Source organism: Rhizobium sp. PDO1-076, assembly GCF_000247475.1.
Taxonomy (GTDB): Bacteria; Pseudomonadota; Alphaproteobacteria; order Rhizobiales; family Rhizobiaceae; genus Allorhizobium.
In genome coordinates this window covers 1-22,301 of record NZ_AHZC01000210.1, presented here as the reverse complement: position 1 = coordinate 22,301, position 22,301 = coordinate 1, and the positions used below count along the sequence as shown (strand labels likewise).

Here is a 22,301-nt window from a genome sequence, read left to right as displayed (position 1 = left end):
GACGGTTCATGTCCGTGCGCGACCCGGCGGGATCGCAACGCGTATTAAGAATCCCGAATATTAGTTAATCTACGGCTAACGATGCTGCCGGGCGGCGGCGGATCACCGATATTCCCGGTCGTGAGCCTAGATTTTGCTGATGGCGCGACGGTAAAGATGCCATGTCGCATGTCCGGCGACCGGCAAGACGACCAACAGACCGAGAAAGCCGGGTACCAGCGCGAGGATCGCCAGCGTTGCGACTGCCGCGCCGAAAGAGAGCATCGGCAGCGGATTTTCCAGAACCGTGCGCATGCTGGTCAGCATGGCCGTGACAAAGTCGACGTCGTAGTCGAGCAGAAGCGGCATGGAAATGACGGTCGCGGTGAAGAGTATGGTTGCCAGAACGGCGCCAACGACCGTTCCGACGACGAGGAACAGCAGGCCGTGCGGTGTCGAGATCAGCAGGTGTGCAAAGGCATCCAGAGATGCGGGGATCCTGAAACCGAGAAACAGTGCCATGAGCAGGCGCACCTGGTAGATCCAGATCCAGAAAATGAACAGGACGACAAAAGCCATCCACGACAACTGACGTTCGCGCTGGCGGAAAACCTCGGTGAGGACCGCCGACCATCGGACGTCTTCGCCACGATAATGGCGCCGGCTGACGTCATAGAGGCCAACGGCGACGAAAGGACCGATCAGGGGAAAACCGATTGCGACCGGGATGATCATCCAGGGAAGATGATAGTGGACAAGAACGACGGCAATGAAGAGGCCGCCCAATGCATAGATGGTCCCGAAAAACAAACCGATCGCCGGATAGCGGCGGAAATCGCGCCAGCCATCGCGAAATGCAGCGGTGACATCGGATCCCATCAGACGGTTGACGCGGAACTTCGGCGTCTGACCACTGTGTATCGCCTGTTCTTCCATTGGTCCCTCCCAAGACACCCGCCTGCGTGCAATGTTTCAGCAAAAATCAAATGGCTTCCTTGATCTCGGTCAAGTTTTGTCCGCGAACCAGCCCGATCCCCGGTTTTATCAGAGCGATAAACGCGCTATATTCGTATGATGTTCACTGCAGAGCGCCGCCTCAAGTTTCTCCCTCTTGCCGCCATCGGGCTGGCCAGTGTCCTCATCGCGTGCCTGATCTTCATCGGCTGGATGCGCTATGGTTCTGCGATCTTTCTCAGTCTGGTCGAGACCGGCCTGTCCTATTGTTTCTAATCACCTTCGACATGGTTTTTGCGACAAATCAGCGCTTGAGGCGGATTTGACGGCGAGTTGAATTGCCTTTCACCGAAGCGCGGCTTATCCGGCTCAATCGGTGGCCAATTTTGTTGAGGACTTTGAAATGCGGACTTTGCGGGTCATTTTATGGGCGGGCGTGCTGATCATGGCGGGTCTGCTGGGCTGGCTGACGCTGACCGTTACGCAATCCGGCGACAAGATCGCCGAAGGTCCATTCGGTGTGCCTTTCGAACTGGTGGACCAGAATGGCAAGGCCATCTCCGAACAGGCCTTTCGCGGCAAGCCGACGGCTCTGTTCTTCGGCTTCACCCATTGCCCGGAGGTCTGCCCGACCACGCTTTTCGAACTCAATGGCTGGATGAAGCAGGTTGATCCCGATGCCAAGGGGTTGCAGGCGTATTTCGTCACTGTCGATCCCGAGCGTGATAGCCCCGAGCTTCTCGGCCAGTACATCTCGAACGTGACAGATCGCGTGATCGGCATTGCCGGTGATCCTGCGAAAGTTGCCGAAGTGATCAAGGGCTTCCGGGTATATGCCAAGAAGGTGCCGCTGGATGAAAAGGATCCGAACGGCGACTACACAATGGATCACACCGCCTCGATTTTCCTGCTCGACGCGGATGGTCGCTTCAAGGGCACGATTGCCTATGGCGAGAACCCGGACACCGCGGTGAAGAAGCTTGAAAATCTGATGAAGGGCTGATCACCTGCGCGTTGTCGCCGGCTGGGCGGTTGCCTTGGCGGCGATTGCGTTGTACCGCAACCCCTTCAAGTCTAGATCGACAGGACCTGCGCCCGTGAGTGAAATCCGCCTCTATGTGACGACCACCGAGACTCGTGCCAACGACGTGCTCGACGTGATGACGTTCGGCTTCGGGGAGGAGGATTATGCGATCGCCACCACCGAGGTCGACGAGAAAAAAGACATCTGGGAAACTTCGATCTATCTAACGTTCGAGGAAGAGGATGAGCTCCGCGAGCGGCTGGCCGAAATGCTTGCTCCAGACTTTTCCGACCTCAGTATCGAGCGGGAGATCATTCCGGAGATCGACTGGATTGCCAAGTCGCTTGAAGGATTGACGCCCGTGCGCGCCGGCCGCTTCCTGGTGCATGGATCGCATGACCGCGACAAGGTCCAGCTTAACGACGTGGCGATCGAGATCGATGCCGGCCAGGCTTTCGGGACGGGCCATCATGGAACGACGGCAGGATGCCTCGAAGTCATCGAAGAGGTGGTGCGAGCCCGCAAGGTTCGCAATGCGCTGGATCTGGGCACGGGCAGCGGCGTGCTGGCGATCGCGGTCCGCAAGCTTCTGCCGGTGCCGGTGCTCGCCACCGATATCGATCCGATTGCCGTGCGTGTCGCTAAGGAAAATGCTCGCCGCAACAAGATCGTCACTGGAATCGATTTCCGCACGGCTCCTGGCTTTCATTCGACAGCCTTCGGACAATATGGTCCCTTCGACCTGATCATCGCCAATATCCTGGCGCGGCCGCTGATCAAGATGGCACCGCAGCTGGTCAACAATCTGGCCGATGGTGGCTCGGTGATCCTGTCGGGAATTCTGGCAGCGCAGCGATGGAAGGTGATTGCCGCCTATAGCGGTGCTGGCCTGTCGCATGTGCGGACCATCTGGCGCAATGGCTGGGTGACGATCCACCTTCGGCATGGCAAGGGCTGAGGTCTTTCGCTCAACGTCCAGCAAAGAAAAAGGCGACCCAAAAAGCAGGTCGCCTTAGGCGCAGCATCATGCCGCGCATTCCGCGAGCCCTGGGAGGATGGGCTCAAGCGGATATTGTTGTCGCCGTCCGTGACCGATAGGCGGTCTCAGCTGATCGAGCGCAGCGAAGGCTTGCGACGCAGTTCTTCGCGGTTCAGGCCCATTGCCGAAAGCGTCGAGTCATCGAGGGTCTGCAGGGCGCCGTTTGCATAGAGGTTGGCGCGACGCTGGCGGGCTTCAACGAAATTGTCCAAAGCGACACGCAGGAATGACTTAGCCATATCTCTGTTCCTTTCGGGTATGACGCGATCACCGCGTCGTTCGATGAGCCATATATAGATCTATTCAGCAGGTTCAGTCAGGTGGGCAACGGCACGGGAGACCTGCAATTGCTGCATAGCAACATGAGGTTTGCCTGAATTTGAGGCGCCTTGGTGATTGCTGGCGTTCAATTGCATCGAGAAACTGCGGATGACCTCTGGCGACGGATGGGCAGGCGTGTGGCGCCTTGTTATAACCGTCGCCGAGACTCCTCCATTCCGCAGGCCTTTCCATGTTTCAATCCTTTGATGTCAAATCCACTCCTCTCCACGGCAAGGAGCGCATTGCGGCGCTGCGCGCGCTGTTTTCCGAAATGGGCGTCGATGGCGTGCTGGTCCCGCGCTCGGATGAACATCTCGGGGAATACGTGCCGGCCTCTGCCGAGCGGCTGGCCTGGGCGACCGGTTTCACCGGCTCTGCCGGGCAATTGCTGGTCACCGATGCGGAGGCTGTTGTGTTTGTCGACGGGCGCTATGTGACGCAAGTCGCCCAGCAGGTCGATCTGGCGGTTTTCACGCCTGGAGATCTGATCGGCGAACCGCCGCATACCTGGATCGCCAACCATGCGGGCAAGGGCTTCCGTCTTGGCATCGATCCCTGGATGCATACCGGCGTCGAGGTCAGCCGGCTGGAAAAGGTGCTGGAAGACAAAGGCGGTGCGCTGGTCCTGCTGTCGTTCAATCCGATCGACAGGCTGTGGAGCGATCGACCGGCAGAACCGCTGGGACAGGTGAGCATTCAGCCGGAAAGCTATTCCGGTGTGCCGGCGGCCGAGAAAATCACCAGGATTGCTGCTGACCTCACCGCCAAGGGACTTTCGGCGGTGCTGATCAGCGACCCCTCATCAGTGGCCTGGATTTTCAATATCCGGGGTGCCGACGTGCCGCATACGCCGCATCCGCTGGCGCGTGCGATCATCAAGGCCGACGGCAAGGCGGAACTTTTCCTCGATAGCGCCAAGACCAATCTGGAGGTGGAAACCTACCTGCGCGACTTGTGCGAGCAGGTCGATCCGCAATTGCTGGCCGAACGGGTCGAGCGAGTGGCCACCGGCGGCGGGCGCATCCTGATCGATCCGGATCTCGCGCCACATGCGCTGGCGCAGATGATCAAGCAGGGCGGTGGTACCGCCATCGTCGGCAACGATCCGGCCAAGCTTGGGCGGGCAGTGAAGAACCTCGTTGAGCTGAATGGCTCGGCTGTGGCCCACTTGCAGGACGGCGTGGCCGTGGTCGAGTTTCTGACTTGGCTCGATCAGCAGCCGGCTGGAACCATTACCGAAATCGGCGCGGCCAAGGCGCTCGAAGCAAGTCGGGTTCGCGTTGGCGAGCGGATGCAGAACCCGCTCAAGGATATTTCCTTCGAGACGATCTCGGGCGCCGGGGAGCACGCCGCGATCATGCACTACCGCGTGACGACCGAAAGCGATCGGATGATCAATGCCGGCGAGATGTTTCTCATCGATTCGGGCGCGCAGTACGTGAATGGTACGACCGACATTACCCGGACGATTTCGATCGGCGCCGTGCCGGAGGAGCAGAAGCGGTTTTTCACGCTTGCTCTCAAGGGCATGATCGCGATCAGCACGGCGCGTTTTCCGAAGGGCACGCGCGGTTGCGATCTCGATCCGCTGGCGCGCATCGCGTTGTGGAAATCCGGTGCCGATTTTGCCCATGGCACGGGCCATGGTGTCGGGTCATACCTGTCGGTGCATGAGGGGCCGCAGCGGATTTCCCGGCTGTCGACGCAGGAATTGCTGCCGGGCATGATCCTGTCGAACGAGCCGGGCTACTATCGTCCCGGCAGCTTCGGCATCCGTATCGAAAACTTGATCTATGTGCGCGAAGCGGAGGTTATCGAAGGCGGTGATCAGCCGATGCTCGGCTTCGAGACGCTGACCTTTGCGCCGATCGATCGACAGTTGATCGTCGAAGACCTGCTGACACGCGAGGAATTGCAATGGCTTGATGACTATCACGCTCGCACGCGTGCCGAGCTTCTGCCGCTGATCGGTGATCCGTCAGCGCGTGAATGGCTGGAGCGTGCGACCGAAGCCTTCGAACACTAGCCGTTTCCGCTGGATCATCCTGTCGGATAACAAGATGTTCCAGCGTCCGGATTGTTGATTTTGACGTGCGGCGGTCCGGCACTCCTACTGGCCGTTCAGCCACCGAAATGGCGGATCGCGACGGCGACAGCCCATCCGGCCAGCAGCATCGGGATTGTCGACAGGCGCATGCCCGCCAACAGGCTGACCGCAAGCGCAATCTTGACCTCGATGCCGCCTGCAAAGAAGGCCGGCGCCACAAGCGTGGTCAGAACGGCAGCGGGCACGGCGTTGAGGGCGGCTTCCATGCGCGGCGGTATGTTTTTCATCTTGCGGATCAGGACATAGCCGCCGATGCGCGTGACATAGGTTGCGACCGCCGAGGCGAGAATGATCGCCACCATTTCGGGATTGAAGTGCGCATTCATTGGCTGTCCTCCGCAGCCGCACCGGATGCGGATTTCGCTTCCTCAGCCTTGGCGGGAGGCATCAGCGCGGCAGCCAGAACGCCGGCCAGCGCGCCGATGCTGACATGCCAAGGAGAGCCGACGGTCTTGTGGGCGATGGCCGAAGCGAGCGCGCTGACGACGACCACCGGCAGGAAATTGCTGCGGCGGCGAAAACCGAGCACCAGAGCGAGAAAATAGATCGGAAGCAGCACGTCAAAGCCGAAACGGGCAGGGTCGCCCATCAGGCGGCCGAAATAGGCGCCGACGACGCTGAGCAGGACCCATGCGACAAAAATTGGCAATCCCAGCCCCATGTACCAGGCAAAGGTCACCTTTGTGCCGGTCTCTGCACGCTTCAGTGTTTCGGCGAACTGCGGATCGGTGAGCAGGAAGAAGGTTGCAGCCTTCTGCGACGCGGAGAAATGTTCGACAAAGGGGGCGAGCGCCGCGGAATAGAGCACATGGCGGAAATTGACGGCAAAGATCGACAATACGATCAACCAGGCCGGGACATGGTGGCCAAACAGTTCGATGCCGACAAGCTGGCTTGCGCCGGCAAAAATGGTGCCGCTGGTCAGCGCGACTTCACCGATTGTCTGGCCGTTGGCGATGGCAATGGCACCGAAAAGCACGGCAAAGGGGCTTGCGGAGACGACAATCGGAATGGACCGGGTGATCCCTTCGCTGAATTCTGAGCGTGACATACTGAAATTCCGTGTTTTGCAGCCCGGTTACCCTGTCTGCCGTGTACAGGCAAACCAATAGGTTTGATGGAACGTGCATCAGGGTTGATGGAACAGACCTGTTGCACGCACACCCTTTGAAGATCTTGTCGAAAAGAAACACGGTTCTGCATTTCAGCCATTCGAAATCCGTTCGCGGCAGTCAAGCGGCGTCTATGGTTGTGAATATTTGATTCGGTTCAGCCGCCACACGTTGTCGATATTCGGGTGGGGCTTGCTTTGGGGAGACGGAATTTTGGAGGCACCCGGATTTTCAAAGGAAGAGCAGGCGCGTCTTGTGGCGCGTATTCAGGCGCACGTTCAGGATGAATTCGATCTTGAACTGGGACGCTTCGAAGCGGAAGGTGTCGCTGCGTTCTTTTCGAACGTGCTCGGCCCGCAATTCTACAATCGCGGGCTGCATGATGCGCAGGCACTTCTCACCAAGCAGGTCGATCTGTTCAACGATGCGGTTTACCAACTCGAGCGGACGTCAGAGACATAGTCCGTTCGACTACTTCTTGGTGCGGATCTGGAATGTGTGCTCCGGGCCCGGGAAGCTTCGCGCTTGAACCTCGGATGCGTAATTTTCGGCCGCGGTGGAAATCACCTGGGCGAGATCGGCGAAGTGCTTAACGAAGCGCGGCTTGAAATCGTTGAACAGGCCCAGCATGTCGTCGGACACCAGGATCTGGCCGTCGCAAGCCGGAGATGCGCCAATTCCGATGGTTGCGGCGCGTAGTGTTCCGGTGATTTCTCGCGCCAGCGGTTCGACGGTGCCTTCGATGACCATGGCAAATGCGCCGGCTTCATCGATCGCCTTGGCATCGGCCCGGATCTTGTCCTGCTCCTGGTCGCTGTGGCCCTTGGAGCGGTAACCGCCGGATGTGTTAACCTGCTGTGGCATCAGGCCGATATGGCCGAAGACCGGCACGCCGCGCGCGACCAGAAATGCGACGGTCTCGGCCATTTCCGCCCCGCCCTCAAGCTTTACGCCGTCGCAGCCGGTTTCCTTCATCAGACGTGCGGCATTGCGGAACGCCTGTTCCTTGGATTCCTGATAGGAGCCGAACGGCAAGTCGACGATGACGCAGGCGCGGTTGGCGCCGCGCGTGACCGCCTGACCATGGGCGATCATCATCTCCATGGTGACGCCCACTGTTGTCTCGAGGCCGTAAAGCACCATGCCGAGGCTGTCGCCGACCAGCAGAAGGTCGCAATGCCCGTCGAGCAATCGCGCGATCGGCGTCGTATAGGCCGTCAGGGAGACGATCGCCCGGTTCCCCTTCAGCGCGGTGATGTCCGCGGGTGTGAAACGTTTTTGGCGGGGTGGTGTGCTCATGTCAGGCGGCCTCCATGCCGGCGTTGGCCTGGTGGCCGATGACGCGATTGTCGAGGAGTTTGGTCTTGCCGAAGCGCACGAAGAGAAGCACGAGGGCAGGGCCGTCGATCGTCTCCAGCTTTGCAAGCGTTGCCGGGTGGCGGATGGCAACGACTTCGGGAATGGCCAGCGGTTCTGTCTTGAGGAAGTCGGTCAGCCGTGCCTCCAGCGTCTTCACGTCGCGGATGCCGGCGAGCAAAAGCCGATCGGCTTCGGCTAAGGTCTTCGGGACGATGACGGCAGCGGCGCGCTCTTCTTTCGACAGATAGACATTGCGCGAGGAGCAGGCGAGGCCGTCCGTTTCTCGGACCGTTTCGACCGGGACGATGCGGACTGGGAGCGCCAGATCCTGAACCATCTTTTGGATGATCGTGACCTGTTGATAGTCCTTCTCGCCGAAATAGGCGGCATCGGGCTGGACGATGTTGAAGAGCTTGGTCACCACCGTGGCGACGCCGGCGAAATGGCCGGGCCGGGCTTCGCCTTCGAGTTCGGAGCCAAGCTTCGGCAGGTCAACCACCGTCTGCATCGGCTCCGGATACATGTCGGTGACGCCGGGCGCAAAAATGAAATCGACGCCTGCCTTTTCCAGCATGGCGCTGTCGCGGGCGAGATCGCGGGGATACTTGTCGAGATCCTCGTTTTTGCCAAACTGCAGCGGGTTGACGAAGATCGATACAACAGCGACGTCGTTCTCGGCCTTGGCATGCGCAACAAGGCTGAGATGGCCCTGATGCAGGTAGCCCATGGTCGGCACAAAACCAATCGCATGGCCGGCGCGGCGGTGGGGCGCGAGCTTGTCGCGCAATGCGGCGATCGTGGTGATGATTTCCATGATCGGCGTCCTCCCTGACTTTTCATTGGCTCGGGCTCTAACCCGTGGCGTCAAAAAAGGCAATCGCACGAATCGTTTGCAGTCATCTGCTCAGAGGGTGATTCCGCTGCTCTCGATGATGTCGACGCCGGCCTCGCGCATCGCCTCGATCGCCTCTTCAACGCCTTTGGGATCGATCCCACGGCAACCGTCGGCAATCAGGCGCACCTTGACGCCGGGCAGCATGTCGACCGCATCCAGGGCCGAAAACTTGACGCAGTAGTCGGTCGCAAGGCCCATGATGTCGAGTTCGGTCACGTCTTTCGACAGCAGATAGGCGGCGAGACCTGTCAGGGCCGCCTGATCATTGTCGCGAAAGGCGGAGTAGCTGTCGACGGCCGGATTTTGCCCTTTTTTCTGCACGTGGTTGATCTTTGCGGTCAGGAGTTCCGGATGAAAGGCGGCGTCCGGTGTTCCCTGAACACAGTGGTCGGGCCACATCACCTGGGGCTGGCCTGACAGTTCGCCCATGTCGAAGGGCCGTTTTCCGGGATGTTGCGAGGCGAAGCTGCCGTGATCGGCAGGGTGCCAGTCCTGGGAGGCGACGATCAGGTCGTAGTGGCCACTTTCCATCAGGCCATTGGCGATTGGAACCACGATGTCGCCATCGGCCACGGGCAGATTGCCACCCGGACAGAAACCGTTTTGAATATCGATCAGCAGTAAGGCCTTGGTCATGGACGCTCCCCAGCGCTTGTGTGCAATGCAAGATGACGATTCAGGCGACACTGTTCAAGCGCGTCGTCAATCCATCGCTCATTTCCAGCACAGCGGCGTTAAAATCGTTTTTCCAGTCAGCATGGAACAATCACCGGTTTTGTGCGTTGCGGCATGGTCATGCGCCTCCGGCCGGAGGCGCTTCGATCCATTTTAGAATGAACGGAATTGGAAATGCTGATCACCATTACTGCCATCATTTTTGGCGTGCTGGGGCTGGTGCTTGCCGTGGGTGGCGGGCAGCTTTTGATGCTGGGAGGCAGCCTCTACTATCTCATCGCGGGTGTCGTCCTGCTTCTCACGGCTGTGTTGCTGTTGCTCCGACGGGACGAGGCTTTGTGGCTTTATGGCTTGTTCATCGTCGGCAGCCTGGCCTGGGCGATCTGGGAGGTCGGATTCGACTGGTGGCAACTCGGAACACGCGGCGGATTGGTCGTGGTGCTTGGCCTGTGCCTGATGTTGCCGGTGCTACGCCGCAAGCTCGGTCCGGTCCATCGCCGCGGTCGGGTGGCTGCGAATGCATGGCCGGTTGCACTTCCGGTGCTGCTGGCACTGGTTGTCGCGGTCTTTTCGATGACGCAGGATCCCTACGACCGCGCCGGCGCCTTGCCAACAGAGCAGGTTGCCGCCGCCCCGAGCCTTGGTGGTGATGTGCCGGACGGTGATTGGCATCAGTATGGTCGGACGCCCTACGGCCAGCGTTATTCTCCACTGACGCAGATCAATACCGACAATGTCGACAAGCTGGAAGTCGCCTGGACTTACCAGACGGGCGACGTGAAATTGCCGGAGGATGTTGGCGAGACAACCTATCAGGTGACGCCGCTCAAGGTCGGCAATACGCTTTACATCTGCACCCCGCACAACTGGGCAATCGCCATCGATGCCGAAACCGGCAAGGAAAAGTGGAAATTCGATCCGAATGCGGGCCTGAACCCGGACCGGCAGCACCAGACATGCCGTGGCGTGACCTACTACGCGGATCCAGCTGCCGCGGCCGGTACCAGCTGTGCCGCACGCGTCTATCTGCCGACGTCCGACGCGCGACTGATTGCCCTGGATGCCGAGACCGGCTCGATCTGCACAAGTTTTGCCGACGGTGGCACGCTGCGCCTGGAGCAGGGCATGCCGTATAACCCGGCCGGCTACTATTATTCGACGTCGCCGCCAGTGGTCGCTGCCGGCAAGATCATTGTTGGTGGTGCGGTCAACGACAACTATTCGACACAGTCGCAATCGGGCGTTATCCGCGCCTTCGACGTCAATACGGGCGCCCTGATCTGGAATTGGGATGCCGGCAATCCAAGCCAGATACAGCCGATCGGCCCGGGCCAGACCTACACGGCCAATTCGCCGAACAGCTGGTCTGTGTTTGCCGTCGATGAGCAATTGGGCCTGGTCTACATTCCGCTCGGCAATCAGGTTCCTGACCAGCTCGGTATGGGCCGGTCCGCAAATGTCGAGAAATACTCCTCCTCGATCGTGGCGCTCGATCTGAACACCGGCGCAGACCGTTGGGTGCGCCAGACCGTTCATCACGATCTCTGGGATATGGATGTTCCGGCGCAACCGGTGCTGCTGGATATCACCAATGCCGAGGGCACGCCGGTGCCGGCACTGGTCGGACCGACCAAGCAAGGCGATATCTACGTGCTGGACCGGCGCACCGGCGATCCGATCATCCCGGTCAACGAAATCCCGGCACCTGGCGGTGCGATCGAGGAAGATTTTACAGCCCCGACGCAGCCTATTTCGGATCTGAGCTTCCGACCGAAGACTATGGTCGAGAGCGACATGTGGGGGCTGAGCCTCATCGACCAGATGATGTGCCGCATCGCCTTCCACAAGCTGAAATATGAGGGCCAGTACACGCCGCCGTCGCTGGAGGGCACGCTGGTTTATCCGGGCAATTTCGGCACGTTCAACTGGGGTTCGGTCGCGGTCGATCCCGAGCGCCAGGTGATGTTCGGAATGCCAACCTATCTGGCCTTCACCTCACGGCTGGTGCCGCGATCGGAAATCGCGCCGAAGGGGGCGGGCGAAAAAGGCTCGGAACAGGGGCTCAACCGCAACGAAGGCGCCCCCTACGGCGTCTATATGGGGCCGTTCCTGTCGCCGATCGGCATTCCCTGCCAGGCGCCGCCATGGGGAACCGTCGCAGGCGTCGATCTGCGCACGGGCAAGGTGGCCTATCAGCATCGCAACGGCACGGTCTATGACATGACGCCCTTGCCGCTGCCGTTGAAGGTTGGCGTTCCGGGTATCGGTGGGCCGATGATCACCAAGGGCGGTGTCGCGTTCCTGGGGGCCGCCGTCGACGATTATCTGCGCGCCTATGACTTGACGAGCGGCAATCAGCTCTGGGAAGCCAGACTGCCGGCCGGTGGCCAGGCGACGCCGATGACCTATGCGCTCGACAACGGCAAGCAATATGTGGTGATGGTCGCGGGCGGTCATGGCTCAGTCGGCACCAAGCCGGGTGACTATGTGATCGCCTATAAATTGCCGGACTGAGTTCGGCCCTGTCACCACGATGAAGTGCTACCCTTCGGGCGGAAACGCCCGGAGGGTTTCTTTTTGGCGCAGTTTTCCGATCGATTCGGCTGCGGGTGCCTGAAGGAAACCAAACGTTAACCATGTGATTCTACACACATTCACGTAACGTGAGGATGTATTCGCATGAGTGACCAAGCCATGACCGGCCAAACCAACCCGTCCATCGCCTTCTTCCCGCTTGCGAACCGCACGGATCTGGTGCGTCGCTCGGCCGTCGAACTCGATCGCCTCAACGGCTATGCTGCCGTCGAATTCTGGAAGACGACATGCCGCGCACTTGGCGCCGAACTGCTTTCGCTTGGCTGCCCGGAAGACGAGATGCGGGTTGAAATCATGGATTTTCAGGCCGCCGTCCAGATGGAACTGATGTGGCTTCACCGGGCCGAAGAAGCGCGCGGCTGAGGCCCGCGATCCGGATCTCGCGCTCTATGATGCGCGCCGCCGAATTCAGCTAGAAAAACCTGTTTCTCAGCAACTGGAAACCGCGCGAAAAGAAGCGCGACACTTCCAGATAAGCGCGGTAGGGCAGAACTGTCAGGTAGCGCCAGCGCGGCAGCTTGTATTGCTGCATGTTGCTCTGGATCTGGGTTTCGTGTTCCGAATACTGGCTGGCCGGTTGCGGATCAACGAAGGCAGCCTTGAGGCCGTCGAGATATTCCAGATCGAAGGCGATATCATAGGCCAGTCGCATCGGGATCAGCCGATTGACGATCCAGCGTGCTGCCTCGCGATTGATGACATAGGCGCCGGCGCCTTTTTCCCGGGTCAGGGCCAGCGCCAGAGATCGACCATCTTCCAGGGGCTTGAATGGGTATTTCCGACCCCGGTTCACCGTCGTCAGGCGGAGGATGTCCCAATCCGTCGGGTGCATGGCGGCGCAATCGACACTGTTGAGGAAATCCGGCTCGAACGACACGTCGTCTTCGAGGATCAGTCCGAGATCCGCGTGGCCGGCGAGCAGCCGCCGGGCGCAATCGACATGGCTCAGATAGCAGCCGACTTCAGCAGGGGTCGTGCGACGCCCATGCAGCAGCTTGTAGGACAGTTCGCTGAATTCCTTGATCGGGAAGGTGATCGCGCGTCCGTTGACGCCAGGCACGCGCTCGTATTCGAGGCTTGCGGCCTGAAGCTTTTCGGTCATGGCCGCGAGGCGGTCCGTCGCGCCATCCATGTTGATCAGGTAGACGGACAGCGTCATCTGGCTCTTGGGCAGAAAATGCAAGGCGATCTCCGACAAAACGGGTGAGCGAATTCTTCCACGCCTCCTAGCAGGCTTTGGGCATGGGTCAAGCAAGGGCCGGCCGACCGGCAGTCGAGCCTGGCTCAGCCGGCTTTTTCGACAAACCCATCCAGCACGCGTTTTTGCCCGGCCCGATCGAAATCGATGGTCAGCTTGTTGCCTTCAATCGAGGCGATGTTGCCATTGCCAAACTTGATGTGGAAGACGCGGTCGCCCACAGAAAAGCGCGAAGGCTCGGTGCTGGTGGATTTCGCCACCAGGTCGCCGTCAATGGTTTTCGCGCGCGGTCCACTCTCGCCATAGCCGATGCGTTCGACGGCGTGGCCGGAGCGACTGCCCCAGTTGTCGCGCGTGGCGTCGGTCTTGTTGGCCTGGGCGCGTTTCCAGCCCGGTGTCGAATAGGAGTTCTGGAAAGGCTCCTGCTTGTCGAAGCGTGACTGGCCGTAGGGGTTGCGACCATAGCCGCCGTAGGACGTTTCGGATTCGGCGACCTCGACATGCGCCGGCGGCAATTCATCGAGGAAGCGCGACGGCATGGTCGACTGCCACAGGCCATGAATGCGGCGGTTGGACACGAACCAGATATGGCAACGCCGCTTGGCGCGCGTGACGCCGACATAGGCAAGCCGCCGTTCTTCCTCAAGGCCGGAGCGCCCGCCTTCATCCAGTGCACGCTGGTGCGGGAAGAGGCCCTCTTCCCAGCCGGGGAGAAAGACGGTTTCGAATTCCAGCCCCTTGGCCGAATGCAGCGTCATGATCGAGACGGCGTCCATCTCGGCATTCTGCTCGGTGTCCATTACCAGCGACACATGTTCGAGGAAGCTGCGCATGCTCTCGAAGGCTTCCATCGAGCGGACAAGTTCCTTCAGGTTTTCCAGTCGTCCCGGCGCCTCGGCCGACTTGTCATTCTGCCACATGGCCGTGTAGCCGCTCTCATCGAGGATCTGTTCGGCAAGCTCGGTATGTGGCGTGTTCTCCAGCAGCGTCTGCCAGCGGCGGAAGTCGGTGACGACGTCAAACAGCGACTTGCGCGCCTTTGGCTTCAACTCGTCGGTCTCGATGATGTCGGCCGCTGCCGCCAGCATGGGTATGTCGCGGGCTCTCGCATAGTCGTGCAGATTGCGGATGGTCGTGTCGCCAAGCCCGCGCTTCGGCGTGTTGACGATACGCTCGAAGGCGAGATCATCGGCCGGCTGGCAGACCATGCGGAAATAGGCCATGGCATCGCGGATTTCGAGACGCTCGTAGAAGCGCGGGCCGCCGATCACCCGGTAGTTCAGGCCGAGCGTGACGAAGCGGTCTTCGAATTCGCGCATCTGGAAGGAGGCGCGCACCAGGATCGCCATATTGTTGAGCGGATGCTCGTTGCGCTGCAATTGCTCGATTTCCTCGCCAACGGCACGGGCTTCCTCCTCGGAATCCCAGGCTGCGTGCACGACGACCTTGTCATCGTTCGGATCGACGCGATCGGTGAACAGCGTCTTGCCGAGGCGGCCCTCATTGTGGGCAATCAGATGGCCGGCGGCGCCGAGGATATGTTCGGTGGAGCGGTAGTTGCGCTCCAGCTTGATCACCTTGGCGCCGGGGAAATCCTTGTCGAAGCGCAGGATGTTGTCGACTTCGGCGCCGCGCCAGCCATAGATCGACTGGTCGTCGTCGCCGACACAACAGACATTCTGCGGCACGCCTGCAGGTCGCTGGGCCAGCAGCCTGAGCCACATGTACTGGGCAGTGTTGGTGTCCTGATACTCGTCGACCAGAATGTATTTGAACTTCTGATGATACTCCTTCAGCACATCCGGATTGGCGCGGAACATGCGGATCGGATGCAGCAGGAGATCGCCGAAATCACAGGCGTTCAGGGCCTTTAGCCGGGCCTGATAGGCAGCATAGAGCTCGCGTCCCTTGCCATTGGCGAAAGCGCGGGCGTCTCCTTCGGGGATCTGAGCCGGGTCGAGTGCCTTGTTCTTCCAGCCATCGATCATGGCGGCAAACTGCTTGGCCGGCCAGCGCTTGTCGTCGAGACCCTCGGCCTGGATGATCTGCTTGATCAGGCGCACCACGTCATCGGTGTCGAGAATGGTGAAATCCGACGACAGCCCGACCAGTTCGGCATGGCGACGCAGGAGCTTGACGCCGATCGAGTGGAAAGTTCCGAGCCAGGGCATGCCCTCGACCGCGCCACCGACGAGGTGGCCGATGCGCTCTTTCATCTCGCGGGCGGCCTTGTTGGTGAAGGTCACGGCGAGAAGCTGGGAGGGGAATGCCCTGTTTGTTGCGAGAATGTGGGCGATGCGGGTGGTCAGAACGCGGGTCTTGCCGGTCCCCGCACCCGCCAGGACCAGAAGTGGACCATCGACGGTTTCGACGGCCAGACGCTGCTCCGGGTTCAGGCCGGACAGATAATCCGGAATACGCGCCTGGTCGCGTGCCGCCATGGCGCGTGCGGCAATACCCAGCCCGCTGCCAGAAGATGGGGCCGAGGGGGAGGCTGTCGCCGGCACCGGCTTGCGCGGGGCGGGTTCTTCATCGAAGAAAGGAATGTCATCGAAACCGTTACTCATGCGGCTCAATGTAGTGATTCGGTCTGGAAAGGCCAGATGAAGCGTTCTGGTTTTATTCCAGAAGCCTGACTTGCTGACGGTTTTTGTCGCTGTCACGCCTGCAAGGGCTCAGGCAAACTGGTTGCGGCCGTTGCCGGGTGCACTGACGCCATGTGCCATAGGCAAATCCGGCCACAAGCGCCGTTGTCAACCACGACCGGCAATCACAGTCGCGTGAATTCGCGTGATATTACAAATCAGTAAGCTTGATGATCGGGCATTGCATTCGGCCCCTTGAAACAAGATAGTTGAGCACGATTTTCATTGTATAAATTTGGAGTTCCGCATGCCGCTTTGGAAGCAACTCGGTCTCAGTCTGTTGCTGCTTTTCGCAGGGCTGTGTCTTTGGGTCTATGTCTCGCCGCAGGCCGGCCAGACGCTGGTTCAGATGGGCGTGCCGCAGAACTTGGTCGCAATGGTTTCAAGTTCCGGTGCAGCCGGCGAAGGAACGCAGGCACAGGGTCAGTCGCGCGGCAAAGGCCAGACTGCAGGCCAAGGACAGCGTCAGGGTGGCCGCAACCAGCCGATCCTGATTGTCACCCAGCCGGTGACGGTTGGCATTCTGAACGATCGCCTGAGCGCGATCGGCGATGGCGAAGCGATCCAGGCGGTGACCGTGATGCCGCAGGCTTCCGGAACGATCACCGAGATACTCGTATCTTCTGGCGAGCGGGTCAAAAAGGGCCAGGTCGTCGCCAAGCTCGATGATGATGAACAGGTCATCTTGCGTGACCTGGCCAAGGTCGGGCTGCACAGCGCGAGCGAGAAATCCGAATCCTACCGCAACCTTCAGAGCTTCTCGCGGCTTGAGGTTCTCGACGCCCAGATTGCACTGGAACAGGCTCGACTCGAGTTGACGACAGCGGAACTCAATCTCAAGAGACGCGATATCGTCGCCCCGATCGACGGGATCATTGGTATTATCGGGGTCAGCATCGGTGACAATGTCACGACCTCGAGCAATGTGGTGACGCTGGACAACCGGTCCGAGCTACTCGTCGACTTCTGGGCGCCGGAGCGGTTCGCAACAGCGGTAAAAGCCGGTATGGCGATCAAGGCGATTTCGGTTTCGAGACCGGGCGATGTGTTCGCTGGCAAGGTCGATGCTGTCGACAACCGGGTTGACCCGGCGAGCCGGACCATCCGCATTCGCGCCCGTATCGACAATTCCAACGATCTGCTGCGGGCCGGCATGTCGTTCAATGTGACCATGCAGTTTCCGGGCGATCACTATCCGGCCGTCAACCCGCTGGCGGTCCAATGGGACGGGCTCGGTTCGTTCGTCTGGCAGATCAAGGATGACAAATCGGTCAAGACCCGGGTGCGGATTATCCAGCGCAACTCGGATCAGGTTCTTGTTGATTCCGGCCTGAAGGAGGGCGATGTCGTTGCGATCGAAGGCTTGCAACGGGTGCGGGAGGGCGGCGGCGTTCAGGTTGCGGGGCAGGTTGCGGGCAGCGACAAGAGCGCGGCGACGCCGGAGGTGGCAAGCCAATGAACCCTGTCGACAGCTCATCTGAAAAATCAGGTCAGTCCTTCACGGCGCTCTTCGTTCGGCGCCCGGTTTTGGCTGCGGTGCTGAATACGCTCCTGGTCGTCGCGGGTCTCGCAGCCCTCGCCGGTATCGAAGTGCGCGAATTGCCGGATGTCGATCAGCCGGTCATTTCCGTCACCACCGACTATGACGGCGCCTCGGCCCAGACAATGGACCAGGAAGTGACCAAGGTGGTTGAGGGCGCCGTTGCTCGCGTCAGCGGCCTGAAGTCGATCTCGTCCCGATCGCAGTTCGGCGAAAGCCGGACGACGCTGGAGTTCAGCGACAATGTCGATCTGGCGGTTGCGGCGAACGATGTGCGAGACGCGCTAGGCCGCGTCGCGAACCAGTTGCCGGATGATGCCGACGAGCCGCGCATCGTCAAGGCAGACTCGGATTCGCAGGCCATCATGCGCCTTGCGGTCACGTCGTCGAAGCTCAGCATGGAAGATCTGACGCTGCTCGTCGATAACGAGATATCCGACCGTCTTGCGGCCGTCGAAGGCGTGGCCGATGTCCAGGTGTATGGCGATCAGGAGAAGGTCTTCCGGGTCGATGTCAATCAGGCGGCACTGGCCAGCCGTGGGCTGAGCGTCGCGGATCTTGCAACCGCACTGCAGAGTTCGGCCATGGATGTGCCGGCGGGTTCGCTTGAATCCATGACGCAGGACATCGTCGTGCGGGCAACAGCCAATCTGACGACGCCCGAAGATTTCGAGAATGTGCTGATCGGCGACAATGTCCGGTTGCGCGATGTGGCGACCGTGACGCTTGGTCCGGATGACGGATCGACATCGTTGCGTTCGAACGGCGTGCAGGGGGTGGGCCTTGGCATTATCCGCCAGGCGCAGTCTAACACATTGAACATCTCCGAGGGCGTGCACGCGGCCGTCGACGCCCTGTCGAAAACGCTGCCGGAAGGCACGAGAATCGCCATTACCAGCGATGACGCGGTGTTCATCGAAGGGGCGCTTCATGAAGTAGAGTTGGCGCTTTCGCTGTCCGCCTTCATCGTTGTCGTCGTGCTTTATCTCTTCCTACGCGATTGGCGGGCCACGCTCATTCCGGCACTGACCATGCCGGTGGCGCTCATCGGAACGCTGGTCGCCATCTACATGGTCGGGTTCTCGATCAATATTCTGACATTGCTTGCCATCGTTCTGGCCACCGGACTGGTAGTCGATGATGCCATCGTGGTTCTGGAAAACATCGTGCGTCGGCGGGCCGAGGGCATGGGGCCGCGTGCGGCGGCTGTTCTGGGAACGCAGGAAGTGTTCTTTGCCGTACTGGCAACCACGGCAACACTGGCCGCGGTGTTCATTCCGCTCTCCTTCCTGCCCGGACAGCTTGGCGGCCTGTTCCGCGAGTTCGGCTTCGTGTTGGCCTTTGCCGTTCTTCTGTCATCGGTAACGGCTCTGACCCTATGCCCGATGCTGGCGTCACGCATGCTCGGAAAGTCCGAGCACGAGGATCATGGGCTGCTCGGTCGATTTGGCGCGCTGTTTTCAAAGGTCTACAAACGTACGCTGCATTCAAGCCTCAGCAATCCGCTGATCGTCGTGGTTGTCTCGATACTGATCTCGGGGGCGGCATTTGCGACATTCGGCTTGATCCAGAACGAGCTGACGCCGCAGGAAGACCGGTCGATGGTCATGCTTCGGCTCTCCGCGCCGCAGGGCGTGAGTCTTGCCTATACGCGCGATCAGGTCCAGCGCGTCGAGGAAAAGCTGCAGCCTCTGGTCGATAGCGGCGAGATCCGCAATATCTTCTCGATCTCCGGGCAGGGTGCAACGAACAGCGCATTCATGGTACTGACGCTGGCACCCTGGAGCGAGCGTGAGCGCACACAGAACCAGATCGTCCAGGATATCAATGCCGCCGCGGCGACCGTGCCGGCATTGCGCGGCAATGTCTTCCAGACCAACAGTTTGCGCATCCGTGGTGCGGGTAGCGGTCTGCAGATGGCGCTTGTCGGCAGCGACCACGAGAAACTGACGGAAGCGGCGATCAAGGTCGTTGACCAGATGCGCAACTCCAGTCTTTTCCAGACGCCGCGGTTGGATAACGAACCGACCCAGGCGCAGATATCGGTGACGGTCAATCGCGAGCGCGCTTCCGATCTCGGCGTCGATATCAATGCGATCGGAACCTCGGTGCAGGCTCTTTTGGAAGGCCGCTCGGTAACGGATGTCTTCGTTGACGGCGATGCCATTCCGGTTCGGCTGATTTCGAGCACGCAACCGATCAATGATCCGACGGATCTGGAAAACATATTCCTCACCACGTCCGATGGTCGCGTGGTGCCGATGTCGACCATTGCGACCCTGCAGGAAAATGCCGTGTCGCCGCAGCTCAATCGCGAGCAGCAGCTAGCCTCGGTGTCGTTCTCGTCGAGCCTTAACGAGGGCGTATCGCTTGGCGAAGCGGTCGAGGCGATGAAGGCCATTGCCGAACCGCTTCTGCCTTCCGGAGCGCGGCTGGTTCCTCTCGCCGAAGCCGCAACGCTTGAGGAAAATGCCTCAGGCATGGCGCTGACCTTCGGATTTGCCTTTGCCATCATCTTCCTGGTGCTTGCGGCGCAGTTCGAAAGCGTCATTTCAGCGCTGATCATCATGGCTACGGTGCCGCTCGGTCTTGCCTGTGCAGTGTTTGCCTTGGTGATCACCGGCTCCAGCCTGAATGTCTACAGTCAGATCGGTCTCGTTCTGCTGGTCGGTGTCATGGCGAAGAACGGCATCCTGATCGTCGAATTCGCCAATCAGTTGCGCGATCGGGGTGCCAGCGTTCGCGAGGCGATCGAAAGTGCCTGCTCGATCCGCCTTCGGCCGGTGATGATGACGATGATTGCCACGGTGCTGGGCGGCTTGCCGCTGGTGCTGGCAAAGGGAGCCGGCGCCGAAGCGCGTATCGCGCTCGGATGGGTCATTGTCGGCGGGCTTGGCATGGCGACACTGGTGACGCTCTATATTACGCCGGTTGCCTATCTGCTCCTAGCCCGCTTCTCCAAGCCGCATGCGCATGAGGAAGAGCGGTTGAAGTCGGAACTGCAGGACGCCACGTCGGCTGCCAATGATGCCGGAGAGCCGCGATGGATTGCTGCGGAGTAGCAACCGACGAAAGGGCGCGGTGCTTTGCCGCGCCGCGCCTTTCACCGGCTGGACAAACGCCGGAGCCTATCCCATAGCAGACGCCACGAAGTGCGGCGCATGATCGGCCGCAATAGTGCTGGTTTATGGGAGTGGCCGATATGGCGCTGAAAGATGTTATCGAGGGCCTGCGCAATGTCGAGGCAATTGCAACTGTCAGCGCGATCCTGAAACAGCGTTTCGGCGATGCCTTCCAGACCGGCCAATCGTTTCGCGAACAGCACAGCCACACGACTACATACCTGCCGTCGCAGTTACCGGATGGTGTCGTCTTCGTCGAAAGCAGTGAGGAAGTGCGCGATGTCGTGCGTGCCTGCGCCGCCTACAAGGTTCCCGTCGTTGCCTTCGGGATCGGCTCATCGCTGGAAGGGCAGGTGAATGCCCCCTTCGGCGGCATTTCCGTCGACTTCAGCCGGATGAACAAGGTCTTGCGGGTCAATACCGAGGATCTCGACTGCACGGTCGAGCCGGGCGTGACGCGCGAAGAGCTGAATACCTATCTGCGCGACACCGGCCTTTTCTTTCCCATCGACCCGGGAGCCAATGCCTCGATCGGCGGTATGGCGTCGACACGCGCCTCGGGCACAAATGCCGTGCGTTACGGCACGATGAAGGACAATGTGCTGGCCTTGACCGTGGTTACGGCCAATGGCGAGGAAATCCTCACTGCGCAGCGGGCCCGCAAGTCGTCTGCCGGTTACGACCTGACCCGATTGTTCGTGGGTTCGGAAGGAACCCTCGGGCTGATTACGTCGATCACATTGCGCCTTCAGGGCATACCGGCGAAGATCAGCGGTGGTGTCTGTGCCTTTCCGACACTGCAGGATGCCTGCAACGCGGTGATCATGACGATCCAGATGGGCGTGCCGGTGGCGCGTATCGAAATGTTGGACGAGATGCAGATCCGCGCCTGCAACGCCTATTCCAAACTGTCCTACGAGGAGCGGCCGACATTGTTTGTCGAGTTCCACGGCACGGATGAAACGGTCGCCCTGCAATCACAGCAATTTGCCGAGATCGCGGCCGAATTCGGCGGTGGCGAATTCCACTATACGACCAATGCCGAAGAGCGCGCGACCTTGTGGAAGGCGCGTCACAACGCCTATTGGGCAAGCCGCGCGCTGGCGCCGGAACTTGCCGCGCTGTCGACCGACGTTTGTGTGCCGATTTCGATGCTGGCAGACTGCGTTGCACAAACACAGGCTGATATTCGCGAAAACAATCTTCTGGCTCCAATCGTCGGCCATGCCGGAGACGGCAATTTTCACGTGCTTCTACTTTTCAACGACAAGGATCCTGAAGACGTTGCGAAGGCCGAGGCGTTTATCGGGCGGCTCAACAATCGCGCGCTGGCGATGGAGGGGACCTGCACCGGCGAACACGGCATAGGCCAGGGCAAGATCAGTTACCTCGAGCAGGAACTGGCGAGTGCGCTGCCGGTGATGCGAACAATCAAGGCGAGCCTGGACCCCGACAACATATTCAATCCGGGCAAGATTTTTAGGCTCTGATTACAAGACCTTGCAGCTTGCTCCCACGGCGAATTGGGTTACCTTGCGGGCTGTGAACAAGGGAGTGGCATTTGGTGCTCGGACGCATCCTGGTAAGTCTCGGAGGCCTGCTCGTCGTTGCGCTTTTTTTCGGCGCTTCTGGCTCCGCTCTTCGTGGACTGGACGAATTTCCGGCAGAACTTCGAGGATCGGGCCAGTGTCCTGCTCGGCAAGAAAGTCGTGGTGCATGGCTCTGTCAGCCGCCCG

At 60.1% G+C, this 22,301-nt stretch carries 19 protein-coding genes; 10 read left to right on the top strand and 9 right to left on the bottom strand.

Translation table 11 applies throughout. From position 1 onward, the window contains the following. Window positions 1-126: 126 nt before the first annotated feature. Window positions 127-915, bottom strand: a complete 789-nt coding sequence (locus tag PDO_RS12555) for a DUF2189 domain-containing protein (RefSeq protein ID WP_007602074.1) — start codon at window positions 913-915, stop codon at window positions 127-129. Window positions 916-1,050: 135 nt separating this feature from the next. Between PDO_RS12555 and PDO_RS28330 the strand changes: the two genes are divergently transcribed. From PDO_RS28330 to PDO_RS12545, 3 genes are all read left to right on the top strand, one after another. Beyond that, window positions 1,051-1,209, top strand: a complete 159-nt coding sequence (locus tag PDO_RS28330) for a hypothetical protein (protein WP_007602073.1) — start codon at window positions 1,051-1,053, stop codon at window positions 1,207-1,209. Window positions 1,210-1,336: 127 nt separating this feature from the next. Continuing rightward, a complete protein-coding gene (locus PDO_RS12550) occupies window positions 1,337-1,936 on the top strand; it encodes an SCO family protein (RefSeq protein ID WP_007602072.1) in 600 nt (199 codons plus the stop codon). Window positions 1,937-2,030: 94 nt separating this feature from the next. After that, on the top strand, window positions 2,031-2,915 hold the full coding sequence (locus PDO_RS12545; protein ID WP_007602070.1) for a 50S ribosomal protein L11 methyltransferase: 885 nt from the start codon (window positions 2,031-2,033) through the stop codon (window positions 2,913-2,915). 146 nt (window positions 2,916-3,061) lie between these two features. Here the strand turns inward: PDO_RS12545 and PDO_RS28625 are convergent, their stop codons facing one another. Next, entirely contained in the window at window positions 3,062-3,235 is a 174-nt protein-coding gene (locus PDO_RS28625; RefSeq protein ID WP_007602069.1) for a hypothetical protein, read from the bottom strand. 272 nt (window positions 3,236-3,507) lie between these two features. Here PDO_RS28625 and PDO_RS12535 point away from each other — a divergent pair, with 272 nt between their 5' ends. Next, on the top strand, window positions 3,508-5,343 hold the full coding sequence (locus PDO_RS12535; protein WP_007602068.1) for an aminopeptidase P family protein: 1,836 nt from the start codon (window positions 3,508-3,510) through the stop codon (window positions 5,341-5,343). Window positions 5,344-5,438: 95 nt separating this feature from the next. Here PDO_RS12535 and PDO_RS12530 read toward each other — a convergent pair whose 3' ends face one another. Together PDO_RS12530 and PDO_RS12525 are read right to left on the bottom strand one after the other, a co-directional pair. Next, window positions 5,439-5,750, bottom strand: coding sequence for an AzlD family protein (locus PDO_RS12530; RefSeq protein WP_007602066.1), 312 nt, complete (start codon window positions 5,748-5,750; stop codon window positions 5,439-5,441). Next, window positions 5,747-6,475, bottom strand: a complete 729-nt coding sequence (locus tag PDO_RS12525) for an AzlC family ABC transporter permease (protein ID WP_007602063.1) — start codon at window positions 6,473-6,475, stop codon at window positions 5,747-5,749. The genes PDO_RS12530 and PDO_RS12525 overlap by 4 nt, the downstream gene beginning before the upstream one ends. A 274-nt stretch (window positions 6,476-6,749) precedes the next feature. Here PDO_RS12525 and PDO_RS12520 point away from each other — a divergent pair, with 274 nt between their 5' ends. Then, the gene (locus tag PDO_RS12520; RefSeq protein WP_007602060.1) at window positions 6,750-6,998 is read left to right on the top strand and encodes a DUF2164 domain-containing protein; all 249 of its coding nucleotides are present in this window, start codon (window positions 6,750-6,752) and stop codon (window positions 6,996-6,998) included. Window positions 6,999-7,007: 9 nt separating this feature from the next. Here the strand turns inward: PDO_RS12520 and panB are convergent, their stop codons facing one another. The 3 genes from panB to pncA all read right to left on the bottom strand — a co-directional run bounded on the left by panB (window position 7,008) and on the right by pncA (window position 9,426). Next, entirely contained in the window at window positions 7,008-7,835 is an 828-nt protein-coding gene (panB, locus tag PDO_RS12515) for a 3-methyl-2-oxobutanoate hydroxymethyltransferase (protein ID WP_007602058.1), read from the bottom strand. Window position 7,836: 1 nt separating this feature from the next. Beyond that, on the bottom strand, window positions 7,837-8,709 hold the full coding sequence (gene panC / locus PDO_RS12510) for a pantoate--beta-alanine ligase (protein ID WP_007602057.1): 873 nt from the start codon (window positions 8,707-8,709) through the stop codon (window positions 7,837-7,839). A 90-nt stretch (window positions 8,710-8,799) separates the two neighbouring features. After that, a complete protein-coding gene (gene pncA / locus PDO_RS12505) occupies window positions 8,800-9,426 on the bottom strand; it encodes a bifunctional nicotinamidase/pyrazinamidase (protein WP_007602050.1) in 627 nt (208 codons plus the stop codon). Window positions 9,427-9,639: 213 nt separating this feature from the next. Here pncA and PDO_RS12500 point away from each other — a divergent pair, with 213 nt between their 5' ends. Next, entirely contained in the window at window positions 9,640-11,979 is a 2,340-nt protein-coding gene (locus PDO_RS12500) for a glucose/quinate/shikimate family membrane-bound PQQ-dependent dehydrogenase (protein ID WP_007602048.1), read from the top strand. Between the two features lie 165 nt (window positions 11,980-12,144). Further along, complete coding sequence (locus tag PDO_RS12495) at window positions 12,145-12,423, top strand: DUF6074 family protein (RefSeq protein ID WP_007602047.1); 279 nt, start codon at window positions 12,145-12,147, stop codon at window positions 12,421-12,423. Window positions 12,424-12,472: 49 nt separating this feature from the next. Here PDO_RS12495 and PDO_RS12490 read toward each other — a convergent pair whose 3' ends face one another. Together PDO_RS12490 and PDO_RS12485 are read right to left on the bottom strand one after the other, a co-directional pair. Further along, entirely contained in the window at window positions 12,473-13,243 is a 771-nt protein-coding gene (locus PDO_RS12490) for a glycosyltransferase family 25 protein (protein ID WP_007602046.1), read from the bottom strand. 101 nt (window positions 13,244-13,344) lie between these two features. Next, window positions 13,345-15,825, bottom strand: a complete 2,481-nt coding sequence (locus tag PDO_RS12485) for an ATP-dependent helicase (RefSeq protein ID WP_007602044.1) — start codon at window positions 15,823-15,825, stop codon at window positions 13,345-13,347. A gap of 325 nt (window positions 15,826-16,150) precedes the next feature. On the opposite strand from PDO_RS12485, the gene PDO_RS12480 reads away from it, so the two are divergent. The 3 genes from PDO_RS12480 to PDO_RS12470 all read left to right on the top strand — a co-directional run bounded on the left by PDO_RS12480 (window position 16,151) and on the right by PDO_RS12470 (window position 22,055). Beyond that, window positions 16,151-17,362: an efflux RND transporter periplasmic adaptor subunit gene (locus PDO_RS12480; protein ID WP_007602042.1), complete on the top strand. Its 1,212-nt coding sequence runs from the start codon at window positions 16,151-16,153 to the stop codon at window positions 17,360-17,362. Beyond that, window positions 17,359-20,505, top strand: coding sequence for an efflux RND transporter permease subunit (locus PDO_RS12475; RefSeq protein WP_007602040.1), 3,147 nt, complete (start codon window positions 17,359-17,361; stop codon window positions 20,503-20,505). The genes PDO_RS12480 and PDO_RS12475 overlap by 4 nt, the downstream gene beginning before the upstream one ends. 140 nt (window positions 20,506-20,645) lie before the next feature. Further along, window positions 20,646-22,055: an FAD-binding oxidoreductase gene (locus PDO_RS12470; protein WP_007602038.1), complete on the top strand. Its 1,410-nt coding sequence runs from the start codon at window positions 20,646-20,648 to the stop codon at window positions 22,053-22,055. The last annotated feature ends 246 nt before the right edge of the window (window positions 22,056-22,301 follow it).